At 65.7% G+C, this 13,953-nt stretch carries 7 protein-coding genes and 1 pseudogene; 2 read left to right on the top strand and 6 right to left on the bottom strand.

The window, feature by feature from the left end:
- Positions 1-48: 48 nt before the first annotated feature.
- The 3 genes from AC07C1_RS40500 to AC07C1_RS40490 all read right to left on the bottom strand — a co-directional run bounded on the left by AC07C1_RS40500 (position 49) and on the right by AC07C1_RS40490 (position 2,774).
- Positions 49-318 (bottom strand): hypothetical protein, encoded by a 270-nt coding sequence (locus tag AC07C1_RS40500; protein ID WP_478947119.1) that lies wholly within the window; start codon positions 316-318, stop codon positions 49-51.
- 376 nt (positions 319-694) lie between these two features.
- Positions 695-1,537, bottom strand: coding sequence for an IS5 family transposase (locus tag AC07C1_RS40495; protein WP_478947118.1), 843 nt, complete (start codon positions 1,535-1,537; stop codon positions 695-697).
- A 460-nt stretch (positions 1,538-1,997) separates the two neighbouring features.
- Positions 1,998-2,774: an alpha/beta fold hydrolase gene (locus AC07C1_RS40490; protein WP_478947117.1), complete on the bottom strand. Its 777-nt coding sequence runs from the start codon at positions 2,772-2,774 to the stop codon at positions 1,998-2,000.
- Between the two features lie 79 nt (positions 2,775-2,853).
- On the opposite strand from AC07C1_RS40490, the gene AC07C1_RS40485 reads away from it, so the two are divergent.
- Positions 2,854-3,714 carry a helix-turn-helix domain-containing protein gene (locus tag AC07C1_RS40485; RefSeq protein WP_478947121.1) on the top strand — a complete coding sequence of 287 codons (861 nt, stop codon included), beginning with the start codon at positions 2,854-2,856 and terminating at the stop codon, positions 3,712-3,714.
- Positions 3,715-4,001: 287 nt separating this feature from the next.
- Here the strand turns inward: AC07C1_RS40485 and AC07C1_RS40480 are convergent, their stop codons facing one another.
- Both AC07C1_RS40480 and AC07C1_RS40475 read right to left on the bottom strand, forming a co-directional pair.
- Positions 4,002-5,258 carry a hypothetical protein gene (locus tag AC07C1_RS40480; RefSeq protein WP_478947116.1) on the bottom strand — a complete coding sequence of 419 codons (1,257 nt, stop codon included), beginning with the start codon at positions 5,256-5,258 and terminating at the stop codon, positions 4,002-4,004.
- A gap of 62 nt (positions 5,259-5,320) precedes the next feature.
- The gene (locus tag AC07C1_RS40475) at positions 5,321-11,836 is read right to left on the bottom strand and encodes an RHS repeat domain-containing protein (RefSeq protein WP_478947120.1); all 6,516 of its coding nucleotides are present in this window, start codon (positions 11,834-11,836) and stop codon (positions 5,321-5,323) included.
- 374 nt (positions 11,837-12,210) lie between these two features.
- Between AC07C1_RS40475 and AC07C1_RS40470 the strand changes: the two genes are divergently transcribed.
- On the top strand, positions 12,211-13,311 hold the full coding sequence (locus AC07C1_RS40470) for a phage baseplate protein (RefSeq protein ID WP_478947115.1): 1,101 nt from the start codon (positions 12,211-12,213) through the stop codon (positions 13,309-13,311).
- 180 nt (positions 13,312-13,491) lie between these two features.
- On the opposite strand, the pseudogene AC07C1_RS40465 reads toward AC07C1_RS40470, so the two are convergent.
- Positions 13,492-13,759: pseudogene (locus AC07C1_RS40465) on the bottom strand (transposase); the annotation flags it as partial.
- Positions 13,760-13,953 lie beyond the last annotated feature (194 nt).

Raw genomic sequence — 13,953 nt, 5'->3', positions numbered from 1 at the left:
ATGGAGATCCTCCCTCGGACCGGGCCGCCGTGGTCATCGTCGACAGTGTCACGTGAGCCCTGCGGTGTCCGCCAGGCGGCGGTTCCACCAGCCGGGGCGTGCTGCCGCGAGCGCCTTCAGCCGGCGGTGTTCGGCGCGTTGAGCGGCGACGAGGAGGGGAACGAGCGGGACGGTCAGCAGCGGCAGACTGCGCGGGGCGTTCCTGTTCTCCAGGAGGAGGGCGGCGACGGCCGCGGCACCGGAAGCGTACAGGATCGGGTTGTAATACGGCATGAGCCGCGGGCCGAGCCCCTCGCAGTCCGTGAGCCACGGGTCCACCAGCCGCGTCCGCCTGCGCGCCAGCCATGGGCGGTCACCGCGGCGAGGCTGACGCACATCTAGCGCGTGTCTCTTTGAGGGGTTGGCCATTTGAACGGATGCGTCCGTTCGGCTAGTGATCACCCGATCGGCTGCCCTCTGAGACGCCGTTGAGGAACCACCGGGGCCGCTGGCAGGCTGCCGGAACGTCGGCGATCGAGGAAGCCACCATTCCCGTCACCTCGAGCCCAGAGCCTCTACTGGTAGGCCCTGCACCCAGCCCCGCTGCTCCGTCTTCCCTCCGGCAGTTGGTGGGGCATTCGCTCCATCGGTCTCACAGCAACGGGCCGGACGCCGGAGCAGCCGCTTGTAAGAGGCCGCGCGGATAGGCGTGCGGTCATGGTCGGCGGTTCGGGCGTTCGTCCCAGCGGTGAGTGGTCCATGCCTGCCGGATCAGGCTGCGCACGGTGATGATCGTGTCGGCGAGGTCGAAGAAGGCGTCGATGACGGTGGCCCCGCGCTCGTAGCAGCGGGCGAGCCGGTGGAAGGCGTCCTGCCAGGCGTGGGTGCGTTCGACGTGCCAACGCTGACTGGCTTGGATGGGCGCCTTCTCGCCTTTGTGCGCGATGCGGCCGTGGAGGCCGCGTTCGTTGAGCAGAGTGCGGGTCTTGTCCGAGTCGTAGCCGGCGTCCAGGTGGACGGTGATGTCGTCGGGTAACGGCCCCAAATCGTCCAGGCGGTCCAGGGTCGGGGCGAGCAGGGGGGAGTCGTGGCGGTTGGCGCCGGCCAGGACACGACCCAGGGGAATGCCGTATCCGTCCGTCATGCCCGAGCGTTTGAGACCCTGTTTGCCGCGGTCGACCGGTGAGCGACCGGCGGCCTCGCCGCCTCCGGGCGCCTTGGTGATGGAGCCGTCCACGGCGATCTGATCGAGGACGAGGCCGACGATCCGGTCGTAGGAGCCCAGCGCGATCTGCTTGAGATGGGCGAAGACGCCGAGTTGTATCCACTCGTCGCGGCGGCTGCGGATCGTGGTGGCCGAGCAGGTCGTGTCGGCGATCGCCTCGTAGGAGCAGCCGAAGCGCAGCAGTTGCAGCATCTTGTCGAATATGATCCGGTCGCTGATGCGTCGGCGGTGGCAGCCGAGTGGATGGTCCGGGTGGTACTCCGGCCGCTCGGGCAGCAGGGACGCGAATTGCTCCCAGAGCGGTTCGGTCAGCCATGATGGCAGCGCGGGCACAGGTCTCCCCAATGAGTGGTGTGCACCGTGAAGTTGCTGGTCACGGCTCTGGTGTGAGGGGCAGGAGAACTACTCGTGCTGGTCGTCGGCTGGTGTCCACGACGATCAGGTCAGAGGCCACGTGGCCATGCCGCGGGCTCGCCCTTGGTCCGCAGACGTCCCCGGGCCACGAGGCGGCCGAGCCGTCGCTGCTCGGCTCGTATAGCGACAGCAGACCCTCGACGTCACTGTCCACGGACCTGCAGGTAGTCCATGAACAAGGGCCCCACCTGCTGAGGTGTCTCGGCACGGCGCCGGGCGGTGAGGCCGACCTGCTTGTCGCCCCGGTCGGCCGCGGCAAGCAGGTCTGGCGGGGGTGCGTATCAACGCGGGAGGGCCGGGCCTCAGCCTCGCGCTGTCACGCGGCGGGGCGTCCCGCGGGTGATCGGTGACGAAGTCGATTTTCAGGCCGCGCAGATGGTCAGGCTGCTGGTGCGAAGGCCGTGATTGCGTCGACGAGGTCGGCCGGAGCTTCCAGCGGGATCAGGTGACCCGTGTTCGGAATCACCGCGAAGTCGGCTCCAGAGAGGTAGGGCACCAGGTTGTTGACGAGCACGTCGACGGGCTCGACATGGTCGTTCTCTCCGGCGACGACGAGGGCGGGGACGCTGATCATGCGGGTGTGCTCGCAGACGTCCTCCGCGATGCCGCGCAGCGGCCACTCCGTGCGGGCGGCGTCGGTGCTGGCCCGCGAGTCGGTCGCGATCTGCGACTTGATCGATTCGGGCAGCTCGGTCGCGGTGAGGATGTGATCCCGTGCGCCAGCGACGGACTCGTCGGAGTCGTAGGCGTGGGAAAGGCCTTCCCGGTACTCGGGAGTGATCCCTGCGGCGGGCTTCGCCGGAGCGGAACCAACGAGGATGATCCCGCGGAGGCCGGCGGGCCGGGTCGCCGCTAGGAGCTGCGCGATCTTGCCACCCATGGAATGTCCGACGAGGACGTAGTCGGTGACGCCCGCGTCGGCGATCACGGCGAGCGTGTCGTCGGCGAGTTGGCGGAGGGTGTAGGGGCCGGCCAGGTTGCTCGAGCGGCTCCACCCACGGAAGTCGACAGTGAGCATGTCGCGTCCCGCGAGGCCATCGACGACAAGGTCCCAGGTGCGGGCGGATCCACCCCAGTAGTGCAGAAACACCAGGGTCGGTCCGGTCCCCGGGCGGTGGTCATAAGCGGGCAGTAGCGGCTGCTGCGTCGTGTTCATCGTGACTTTCTCGATCAGTGTTCTGGGGCGGTTGTTCTGTGTGTTCATTGAATCTCTGCCGCTGTGCTGGGGCATCGGCATGACTGGTCGCCTGATGGTGGAAACTGGACAGGTGACCGTGATCCGGCAGATGACCTACCAGCCCGTCGGGCGCCGTGCCGCCACTGTCGAAACCATGACGTTCGACCGCCTTCGCGAGCTGAACGACGGCGGGACACAGCGTGCCGATTTCCACGTCCTCGCCGTCGTCGATGCCGGGCACGGATCCGTCACCGTGGACTTCCTCCGACACCCGCTCCAGGAGCGGTCCGCGGTGTGGGTCGCTCCTGGAGCTGTGCACCGATGGGATGACATCGCTGGCGTGGCTGGGCACGTCGTGCTGTTCGTGCCGACCGCGCCGGTCACCCACGCCACCCGGGAGCTCGTCGCGTCCCCGGACCTGGTCACACACTGGAGCATTCCCGACGCCGACTGGCCGTTCGTCGACACCGCGCGCAACCATCTCCTCCTCGAAGCATCCGCCCCACCCGGGAATACCTCGACGGAGCTGCCCGGGATCCTGCTCTCCGCGCTCATCGCCCGGCTCCGGCCCCCCCACGCCGAAGCACGGTCGATCAATCCGGTGTTCCGACTGTTCCGGTCCAGCGTCGAAGCGCACTTCCGGGAACATCACGACGCCGGCTACTACGCCCGGACACTGGGATACGCGCCCCGCACCCTCTCGAGAGCGGTGCAGCAGGTCACCGGCCGCAGCGCGAAGGCGTACATCGTCGATCGGATCGTCCTGGAAGCCAAACGGCTCCTCGCACACGACCGCCTCACCGCAGCCGCCTGCGCCAACACGCTCGGCTTCCCCGACGCGTCCAACTTCTCGGTGTTCTTCCAGAAGGCGACAGGCATACGCCCGGGCGCGTGGCAGGCGACGGTGGCCGTCGAGTGAGGGGGTGTACTTAAGAAAGGCACCATCCATGATCACAGAGCGTCGCAACTCACATGATCGCCAGGGCCATGTACCTGCCTCGCTTCTTGGGTACCACCGTGCCTATCCGCGCGACCTCTAAGTCGGGATCGTCCAGGCCGGACACATGTGTCAAACGGGAAACGGCCTGATCCCTCTAACGGCAGCCCGGCCGCGGTCCGAGGCCGGGGCCGGACGGCTCGCGGTCTGGCTCTGCCTGACCAGCGCGTGTTCATGCTGGGCGTTCAGGCGTTCGCAGTGGGGCGCTGTCACCCCGCGACGGGACTCCAGAGCTGCAGAATGGATCGGAGAGTTTGCGACTCTTCCTGGGATGTGTCTGATGCTGTCAGCCTTACTCGGATCGCTTCAAGCAGATCGTCGGTGCGAACGCTGGGCCTGATGTAGCGGATACGGCCTCCGGCTTCGGAAACTATTATTGCCGTGAGCGCACGAGGGCGGCGTGAAAGGTCTCGAGCAAGAAGAGCGGGCGCCTGCGGCGCGTTCAAACTGATGAGTACTGCGAGGGCCCGATCCGCAGATACAGGGTCGTCGCCCGATGCGTAGTCGAGCAGTGCATGATCTATTACGGTGTCATCCTTCCGCCATGCACTGAGAAGGCGTGTGACGCCGGTACCCGGGTCATCCACGAGGGGAAGCAACGTGGGGAGCACCTGGGCCCGGAGTTCGGGGTGCCTGTCGCCTATCACCCCTGCGCCCCACAAGCCTTCTTTGCGAGCGTCGGCTTTTTCGACACCCTTGATGCGTAGTGCCGCGGTGACGACGTCGGTGGCTGTGTGCGGGTCGGAACGGTCGAGGAGACGTTCCAGGATCGCCGGGAATGGGTCCTCCAGCCATGGCGTCGGAGTCATCCGATCGCTGGCGGGCAGCAACGATACGGCTATGTCGGTCGATTGGGCATTCCAGGCCAGACCAGCATCCAAGCTGGCCACCAGGGCTGCTGTGCGAATCTGACGCGGTTGGTCCTGGGATAGAGCCTGGATCAGGAGCGGTTCGACCGCTCGTGGATCGAGCAGTGTGCACCCGAAGAGGAGATCCGCCTTGACCGCCGGTTCGTCTTCGAGTGCCCAGCGATCCATCAGGCGTTCAAGAGATAGCTTGGGCTCACGACATTGCGCTACGGCCCAGACGGCGAGCTGGCGGACTTCAGGGTCTCGATGCTCCAGTAGAGGCAGGAGTAGAGGAAGCTCCCTGGCCACCGCATCGCGTGGGGTGTCAGGCGGGGCGGCATCGAACTGATGAGCGGCGGCAATGCGGCCGAGGAGGAACAGCAAAGCCGAGGGACGGACATCGGCTGTGGCCAACCGGGCGAGGAACGGGACGGCTTGGACCGTCGCCTGCGTTGCGACCTCGTCGTCCAGCAGCAGGCCATAGAGGTCCTCGACGGCCTCATCGGATCGTTCGGGATCCTTACTCGTCAAACCCCGTACGATCGTGGGGAGTTCCTCACATCCGTACTGCGCCCACGGTACGCGTTCAAGTTCCCGCAATTCCCGTCTGAGGTTCATTGTTGGAGCCTACCATAGGGATATGGGGCTCAGCCCTTCGAGGCTGAGCCCCCGAACGCTAACTATTCTTCTTCGTCCTCTGACCCCATGGTTATTCCGAACCTGCCGTACAAGTGCCCCATTTCCAGCACTTGGCGCACTACTCTTCTAGTGCCGATTTCTTCGGACAGCTCGTCTTTCAATGCTTTATCGTAAACCTGTCCTTCGATGAGCCCGTTCGTGCCTTTAGGTATCGTGACCCCACTATATTCGGTGATGTCCTCAGCGCACGTCGTGGAGCAGACATTATTCGGCGACAGTGCCGTTTTTACCGTGCCGAGGGTTCCACCCAGGAACTTCTTTTGCAAGGCCGGATTCTTGCGTAGAGCGGCGCCTACGCCTTCGGAGTGACCTTTACCTGTTCGTCCAGCGGTCGGCTTCACTTGAAGTACCGGAATTCCATTCTCGGCAAGCGTGTCCAGAGCACCTTGCGGCATCTTGCCTTTACTGAGAAGGACGATGACTCGTTCGACGCTGCCGTTCTCTCCGTCGACTTCTACGCGCGAGACGAGGGCATTGAAGTGAGAGTATGACCAGCCGCCACCCTTGCGGTACGCCTCATCGACCACCTGGAGGGCCATCTCGAATTGAGTCGACGCGCGGAGGGCCTGCAGTTCCTTGGGGATTTCGGGCAGTTCAGTGGGATTGTTGATGACCTTGAGTCCGTCTGGATTACTCGTCTTCGACTTGGTCGTCGTCGGCCCAGTACGGGTGTCCGGAACCCCGTCACCGTTCTTGTCGTTCTTCGGGCAGGCAGGCTCCCCGGTCACGCCGCACAGCAGTTTCAGACCCGAGGGATCGCTGTAGGCGATGGGGTTGTTGTCGCTGTAGCTGTAGGCCGACAGGTTCTGCGGGTCGAACTGGTCAGTTAGCTCGTCGGGGCTGATGAACCGCCCCAGGGCTGCGTCGTACATGCGCGCGCCGAGCATCGACAGGCCAGTGGTGTCATCCTCCGCCTTACCCAGGAATCCCCTGTCGGTGGAGGCCGGAAGGCTTACGCTTCCCCGTTGGGCACCGAACGGCTTGTATCGGCGGCGAGTGACGGTGCCATCCGTGGCGATCATCAAGGAAGTGGATGCCTGATCATCGCTGAGGAGCCAGGTCAGTTTGCCATTCGCCGAGTCGTCGTCGGTGCGCATGGCGACCGCGGTGCCGTCAGCCGTGTACAGGCGCGTAGCCTGCACGCCGGCCGTCGTCTTGTGCAGCTCGTGGCCGTCGAGGTAGAGGACGTTCTCCTTCGGTGACGTGCGCAGCAGGACGTTGCCGTCCTTGTCGTACACGAAGGCCGAGGTCTCGTCTCCGTCGTTCTTGTGCTGGGTGATGCTGGTGACTCGGTTTTGTGCGTTCCACGCGATCGACGAGTTGACGCCGTTCACCGTGCGGGTGTCCATCTGGCCGGCATCGTTGTAAGTGAAGGAATCGGAGCCGGCTTGGGTCACCGCGTGGGGGTGGGGCTTTCCTGCTGTGTAGGTGGAGCCGTCGGCGCTGTAGCCGGGGTAGGTGTATTTCTTCGTCGTCGACCCGCTTGCCGTCGTGTCCTTGACCGACATCAGGTTGCCGAGGGTGTCGTAGGTGTACGACTGGTCGTACGGATCGAGACTGCTGCTCAGGTCGGGTGTGGCCGTGCCTGTGCAGCCATCGGTGGCCTGGGTCGTCCAGGCGCGCGTCAGCCGGTGCAGCTCATCGTAGGTGTAGCACTCGCTCTGTTTCGCGACGGCGTCAGTGATGCCGGTGACCTGACCACCGAGGTCACGCGTGTAGGTGTCATCCTGCGCGGTCTTGGTGCTGGTGCCGGTGGTCACCGTGGTCTTGATGTTGGACAAGGCGCCGCTGCCGTCGGCATCGTTGTAGGCGTAGGTACGGTTCACGCCGGCGTCTGAAGTACTCCCTGCTCCGAAGACTCGTCCGTTCAGCCTGCCCAGGCGATCGAAGTCAATGTTCGACTGATAGGTCGCCAGTGGGGAGGACACCTTGGACGGCAGACCTTGCGCGGTGTAACTGGTGGTCACGGTTTCGGCGGGCAGATGACCGACGGCTGGATTGGTCACCGACGTCGTATGGTCGGCCAGGTCGTAGCCGTAGCTGAACGTGTAGGTGCCGGCCAGGCCAGAGCCGTCGTCCGGAATGGTGTACGTCTTGGCTTTGACGCGGCCGCGGTCGTCATAGCCGGTGACACTCTCGGTGTAAGCCTTGCCGTTCGCGAAGGCGGTGGCCGAAGCCAGCTGCGCTAGACCGTTCTGCGCAGTGTCGTACTTCAGCTCAGACAGAAGGGTCGTGCCCTGCCAGACCGTCGTGGGCCGGTGAAGGTTGTCGTACTGGTACGTCAGTACGGTGCCGTGACTGCTTTCCGTAGCCACCTGGCCGTTCTCGTTGTAGAGGACGGAGGATGAACCGGCGTCGGGATCGACTGTAGAGGTACGGTCACCTATCCAGTCGTATCCGTAAGTGGTCAGGTTGCCTTTCGCGTCGGTGATCTGTATCAAGTCGCCTCTGCGGCTGTACAAGTATGACGTTGTCTGCGCACCGGCCGGCCCGTGCTCCACCACCTTCGTCGTCTTCCCGAAGACGTCCGTGTACACGTCCTTACGCTCGCCAGTGGGCGGCACGGTGGTGGTGTAGTCCCCGAAGTAGTAGGTGCGGCTGACGTTATCGGGCTGCGCAGTTCCGTTGACCAGGATCTGCGATCCCGTTGTGCGGCCCGCCCAGTCAATGAGCAGGTCGGTGTACGAGGGCAGGTCGGCCACCATCGGCAGCACCATGCCGTCGATTCCTGCCTTGCCCGAGTTGTAAAACGCCGCTGAGGTACCCGTGACGTTGCCGGAGGTGTCGTAGCGTGTGGAGGCGACGGTGCGGCCGGTGCCTCCAGGCGCTGTCGATTGAGTCTCACGAAGGCGCCCGAGGCCGTCGAGATACCTGTACGAGTTCACGTACATGCTGCCGGACTGAAGAACACCGGTAGTGACCTTGGGTGCGCCGGTGACTGTATCGGGCACCTCGTCTCCGTTGGGCCCGGTCGGGATGTCGTAGCTGAACTGGATTGACGGGTTGCCGTCGGGGTAGTTGCCTATCTCGGTCGGCCTGAAGACCTGGCTGGAGCGGCCCACGGAGTCGAGGACGAGCCGAGTGGTGTTTCCGTTCGCGTCAAGGAATCTGTAGGGAGTGCCCCATAGGCGGGAATACCACGTCGTAGTGGATATAGGGGTTCCGGTGCCAGCATCGTCCGGATCCGGAGTGGTGACGGTGACGCCATCGGTCGGCCAGGTCGTGGCTGGGGAGTAGGTCGTGGTGGTCTTCTGGCGCTTGCCGTCGTAGGTGGCGACGGGGCGGCCCGCACCGTCGTAGTCCGTCCACGTCTTGCGGGCGTTGGCCGGGTCCGCGTCGGTGTAGACGTCCTGCTCGGTCGCGTTGCCGTCGGCCAGCTTGGTGTCGTTGTCCGCAAGGGCTGTCGCCCCGTCGTACAGCGTCACCTGGTAGGAGTCTTGGTTGGACGAGGACCGGTCTGCGCAGTCGGCGGCGTAGTGGCGCACCTCGTCCTGGAGGACCATCCAGCGCTTGACGTCGGAGTTGGGGAAGTTCGACGTGTTGTACGCACGGCCGTAGGTGGTGCACCGGTTGTCGTCGACGCTGACCTGGCCCCAGTCGTTGGTGCGCATGGGCAGGCCGTAGACGGTGCTGGCGGCCTCGGTGTCTATGTACTCGTCGTTGACCACGTGCTCGCGCCAGCCGGTGGAGACCAGGTCGTCGGTCGTGGTCTTGCTGTCGCGGACGAAGCGGGCGTCGGGCAGGCCGTCGTACTGGGCGGTGTCGTGGACCCAGTACTCCTTGCGGACGCGTTGGTGCGAGTTGCCGTCGCCGTCGCGTTCGGAGCTCTCCAGGGTCCGCCCGGCCAGCCAGGCCGAGTCCGTCCAGGAGTCGCCGAAGCCGTCGGTGACCTTGACGCTGCGGGTGGCCGAGCTGTCCGTCTTGGAGGTGCGGTCGCCGTCCAGGCCCCGGTAGAGCCAGTAGTAGGTGGAGGCCGCGTTGCTCTTGGTGCCGGTGAAGACCTCGACCTGCGGGTAGCCGCGCCAGTCGGACCAGGTCTCGTCGGAGTCCGGGACCAGCGGGTCGTTGGTGAACCGCCAGCCGGCGCCGCCGTGGTACTCGTACCGCGTGGTCATGACCGGGTCGCCGTCGGTGCCGGCGCCCTGCCCCACGCCCGGGTCGACGGAGACCTGGGTGACGAGGTACTTCTTGAACCAGCCGGTCGATGGGCTGCTTGCCCCCTCGGGAGTCCACTTCTGCCAGAAGCAGTCCTGGGTGTTGGACGCCTCGCTGGGCAGGCTGTTGATGTCGCAGGCGTCCGGCTGACCGTAGGTGACGCTGGTTACCGAGCCGAGGTCACCGTAGACCTTGTTGACACGGCGGAAGTTGAGGGTGGACTTGCCGACCTGGTTGTCGAGCCACTCGCCGTTGAAGTTGATGGTGGGCAGGCGCAGGTCGGTGCCGTCGCCGTAGCCCTTGCGCTGGACGTAGTCGAGCCAGAGGGTCTTGCCGACCGTGCCGTCGGGGTTGGGCAGCCCGTACTTCATCTGGTACTGCATCGCCGGATCCCACGTCGTACCGCCGTCGTTGCTGACGTAGGTCTTGATGTCCCACAGCATGTCGGTGGTGAAGAACGTGGGGTAGTACGTCTTGCCCGCGCAGTCCTCGCCGTTCGCGGGTCCGCGGCAGATGAGGTCGGTGGGGACGTCCGGGTAGGAAGCGGGCTTCTCCGACAGGGCCGGGCAGGCCGGGGGCTCCTTGCCGAGCGGGTCGTCGTAGCTCATCCGCTCCACGCACCGGCCCACGTGCGACAGCTCGACCTTGGCGGGCAGCTTCGCCCCCTGGATCTGGGCGGCCCAGCCGTACTCGATCTTCGTCAGATAACCGGCCCGGTCGTACACGCGCGCCTTGTCGGTGTTGATGACCGAACGGTAGTAGTTCGTGTCCTTGTCGTAGAAGTAGGCGTTCTCGACCTCGTTGGGGTCGACCACGCGGTCCAGGTTCCAGCGCCAGGCCTGGGTGCAGGGCTCGGGGAACTGGGCGTGGCAGGGCTCGCCCGCGTCGTCGCCGGCCACCGGTACGGTCAGCACGGAGTGGGTGATGGAGCCGTTGCGCTCGCTGCGGCCCCAGCCGAAGTAGTAGCGCATGCCGTCCTGGCTGGAGATCACCCAGTACTCGTCGTCGGCGCCGTGGCCGCCGGTCAGGTGCTGCACGCGCCAGCCCGGGTCGTCCTGCACGTGGTAGGAGCCGGTGCCGTTGCCGTCCTGGATGAGGGCCGAGTCCACACCGTTGAGGCTGATGGTGTACTCGGCGCCGTCCGGCTCGGTGCTGTGGTTGGGCGACTGCCAGCACATGTCGCCGACGGTGTTGTTGACATCCTGCGAGCAGTTCTTGTAACGCCGCTCGATGTAGCCGACGTTCAGGTCCCAGCCCATGCCCGCCCAGGAGGCCTGGTTGTTGGTCGCGGAGGTGCGACCGTCGACCGACTGGGAGTTGTACGAGAGTGACAGGTCCGGAGTCGCGCCGAACGGTGCCTTCGGCAGGGTGATCGGCAGGTCGTAGGTGAACGCGCCGGAACCGGTCGAGACGTCCCACTTGCCGGTCGGGCTGAGCGTGGAGGCCCGGTAGTCACCGCTCTCCGACGAGGAGCCGGTCGTCACCGCCGTCACGGTCGAGGTGGTGGCCGCCGACATCATCGCGGTGCCCGGCTTCGGGGACGCGGTCGTCGTCGCGGGGTCCGCGTCGGCGTACACCGTTGCCGTCAGCGTGCCGGTCTTCACGTCGTTGCGGACCGGGAGGTAGCGGCGGGTGTCCGGCGAACAGCCGCGCTTCTTCGGCGTGGTGAGGGCGCACGCGGGCATCTGCACCAGGCGCAGCCGGGAGGCGAAGTCGCCGCCGTAGGCGTTCTTGAAGGCGGAGTAGTCGAGGGTGACACCGACCGGCCCGGGGGCGGGCTTGTGGTCCTTGCGGGTCAGGCGCAGTGCCATGCCGACGCCGCCGATCGCCTTGATCTTCGTGCGGTCGAGGACCTGCACGTCGACGTCGGCGGGAGTGGCGGCGGAGGGGGAGACGGCGAGGCCCTTGCCTTCGGCGAGGGCGTCCTTGGCGGTCTTCTGCCCGCGCGCGAACGCGGACTGCGGGGGCAGTCCCGCGGCGCGGACCTGGGCGGCCGTCGGCGTCTGCACCGACACCACGGCGGACTTCGCCGCCGCGCTGCCGGCCTTGGCGTCGAGAACGGCACCGGTCGGGGACACGGCCTTGGGCTTGCCCGGCGTGGCCTTCGAGAGGTCGACCCTGGCCGTCACCCCCTTCGGCCAGGTGACCTTCGGCGCCTTGGTCATGGTCGACTCCGCCTGCTGACCGGGCGCGTCAGCGCCCTTGTGCGCAGGCACGCTGACGGTCTCGTCCTTCGGCTTGGCCACGGCGACGGCCGCGGCAAACGCCGGAGCGGACATGAGACCCGACAGCAACGCACTGGAGACCGCTACGACGAAGCCGCGTCTGTACGACGCACGCATCACGAACCCCCCACCCCTCTGGCCGAGAATCGACCATAAACAGTCAAAAAGAGCGGGATCGCGTTGCGGAGGCAGCACAAAGCCAACACATGGCGAACACACGCAGGCCGGAGATTAACCAGAATCTTAATCGCAGCATTTCCGGCAAATCGGGCCTCCAACTCCCAAATATCACCGCCCTCTTGGTGCAAGTTTTGGATGATCATGACCAACGGAACATCTAATTCCACCGTCACTACCGCGATCGGTTTCCAGGTGCTTAAATGGCCCGCCAGCAATCCAGCCAGCTCCCCCTTGATACGGCTTGTCCCATTTTCATGCCCAAGGCGCGGACAACGGCGTTTTCTCTTTTGCTCCAGGGGGGCTTCATCACCATGCTCGATCGCAGACGCTTTCTGCGTACGGGGGGCGCCATCGCCGGCGCGGCAGCCGTTCCCGCCGTCGCCGTCGGCGTGGCGCAGGGCGTCACGCGCTCCCGCCGCACCTCACAGGAGAGCACCACGCCCGGTTCGGTGACCGTCGGCAAGCGGTTCGACCTGACCGCTTCCTCCACCGCCCTGTTGCGCGAGGTGCAGTTGGGCGGCACCCGCGTCCTGCAGTCCTTCGCCTTCGACAACACTCGCGGGCACCTGTTCACCGTGCAGCTCGTCGACGGCGGACTCCGGCTCCCGGGCGAGACGCAGATCTACTCCGGCGCCGACCGCGAAGCCAACGGCGACCTGTGCCTGACCCGGCTGGACACGTCCGGACGGATTCTCGGCACGATGTATCTCCGCGGATTCGGGCACGGTGTGCAGATCGGGGTTGAATCCACCACTTCCGGAACGTATCTCTGGACGGAAACCCATAACGTCCGCACCGCGAATTCCGACGGCACCTACACCGGGTGGGGCGACCGGCTCGGCCGGTTCCCATTCGCCAACGGAACGGTGCTCACCGCGGGCTCCCCTGCACTCACCCAGTACACCCTGGAAAGCGGCGTCGACCGCACCACCTGTGCCATCGACCCGGTGAACAACCGGCTCGCGGTCCGCTGCCGGGTGAGCGGCGCCTTCCGCTTCCGCCTGTACGACCTCGCGTCCTTCAAGGCCGGCGGCCGGACCACCCTCGCGGACGTCGCGCAGCCCGCCGACCTCCAGCCCGGTTACAGCGACACCTTCCAGGGCTTCACGAGCTACGGCAGCTACCTCTACCTCCTGGCCGGCTCGCAGTACGGCAAGGACGGCTCCGTGTCACCGGACGGCAACACCTTCATCACATCCGTGGACTGGAACACCGGCACCGTGAAGGAGCAGAAGCTCACCAAGGCCGGGTACACCCTCTCCTACCGCGAGCCCGAGGGCATGGCCATCCAGATCCCCGACCCGAGCAACCCGCAGGCCCTGCGGCTGTGCAGCGGTTTCTCCTCCTACACGTCCGACACGGACCAGCGCAAGAAGGCCAGCATCTACTACAAGAACGTGCTGGTCAGCTGAGTCTGCACACCGCTGTGCTCATGTCCCAGTCGTCGCTTCCTCATCCAGCGAGCTCTCACAACTTTGCATGCTTGTATGCCTCGCTGTCGAAGCCGGGTGGACGGCCAGCGAGTCGGCCTGGCCGCAGGCGGTGGCCGACTCGGGTCGGACGGCTGTGGGGTGACCGCACGGATGCCCCGGCGCCGCAGGAGGCTGCGCCAGGACGGCGGCGGGGATCATCTCCAAGGTGCCGTCGGACGGCCCATCTGATCAGCCGCTTGTGAGCGGTCTGGAATGAGCCGCGCTCGCCGGGAAGGTCTCGCCAGGGCGAATTGGTACGGTACTTCCACGCGATGGTCTCAAGAGTGCGGCAGTGGTCGGCCCATCGCCGCCAGCGGACCGGATCGGCCGGCCTCAGTGGCTCGATCCGGTCCCACATCGCATCAGTGGTCACTAATCGGACGGACACATCCGATCGACTGACCAACCCATCAAAGAGACACGCGCTAATCTAGGGCCTGTGTGAGGTCGTGATCATTCTCGGGTTCTGGTCCCATGCGGGGGTGGCACCTGGTAGGACGCTGGGTGTGACACGTACGCAACTCACCGACAAGCAGTGGGAGTTCATCGAGCCGTACCTGCCGATAGGCGAGTACGGTCCGT

The sequence above is a fragment of the Streptomyces sp. NPDC045022 genome, from assembly GCF_056432605.1.
This window is presented reverse-complemented; position numbering and strand designations above follow the sequence as displayed.

Excerpts from the sequence above, each read along its gene's own strand:
- AC07C1_RS40490 (WP_478947117.1), bottom strand. The coding sequence starts at position 2,774 with ATGAACACGACGCAGCAGCCGCTACTGCCCGCTTATGACCACCGCCCG.
- AC07C1_RS40485 (WP_478947121.1), top strand. The coding sequence starts at position 2,854 with ATGACTGGTCGCCTGATGGTGGAAACTGGACAGGTGACCGTGATCCGG.
- AC07C1_RS40480 (WP_478947116.1), bottom strand. The coding sequence starts at position 5,258 with ATGAACCTCAGACGGGAATTGCGGGAACTTGAACGCGTACCGTGGGCG.
- AC07C1_RS40475 (WP_478947120.1), bottom strand. The coding sequence starts at position 11,836 with ATGCGTGCGTCGTACAGACGCGGCTTCGTCGTAGCGGTCTCCAGTGCG.
- AC07C1_RS40470 (WP_478947115.1), top strand. The coding sequence starts at position 12,211 with ATGCTCGATCGCAGACGCTTTCTGCGTACGGGGGGCGCCATCGCCGGC.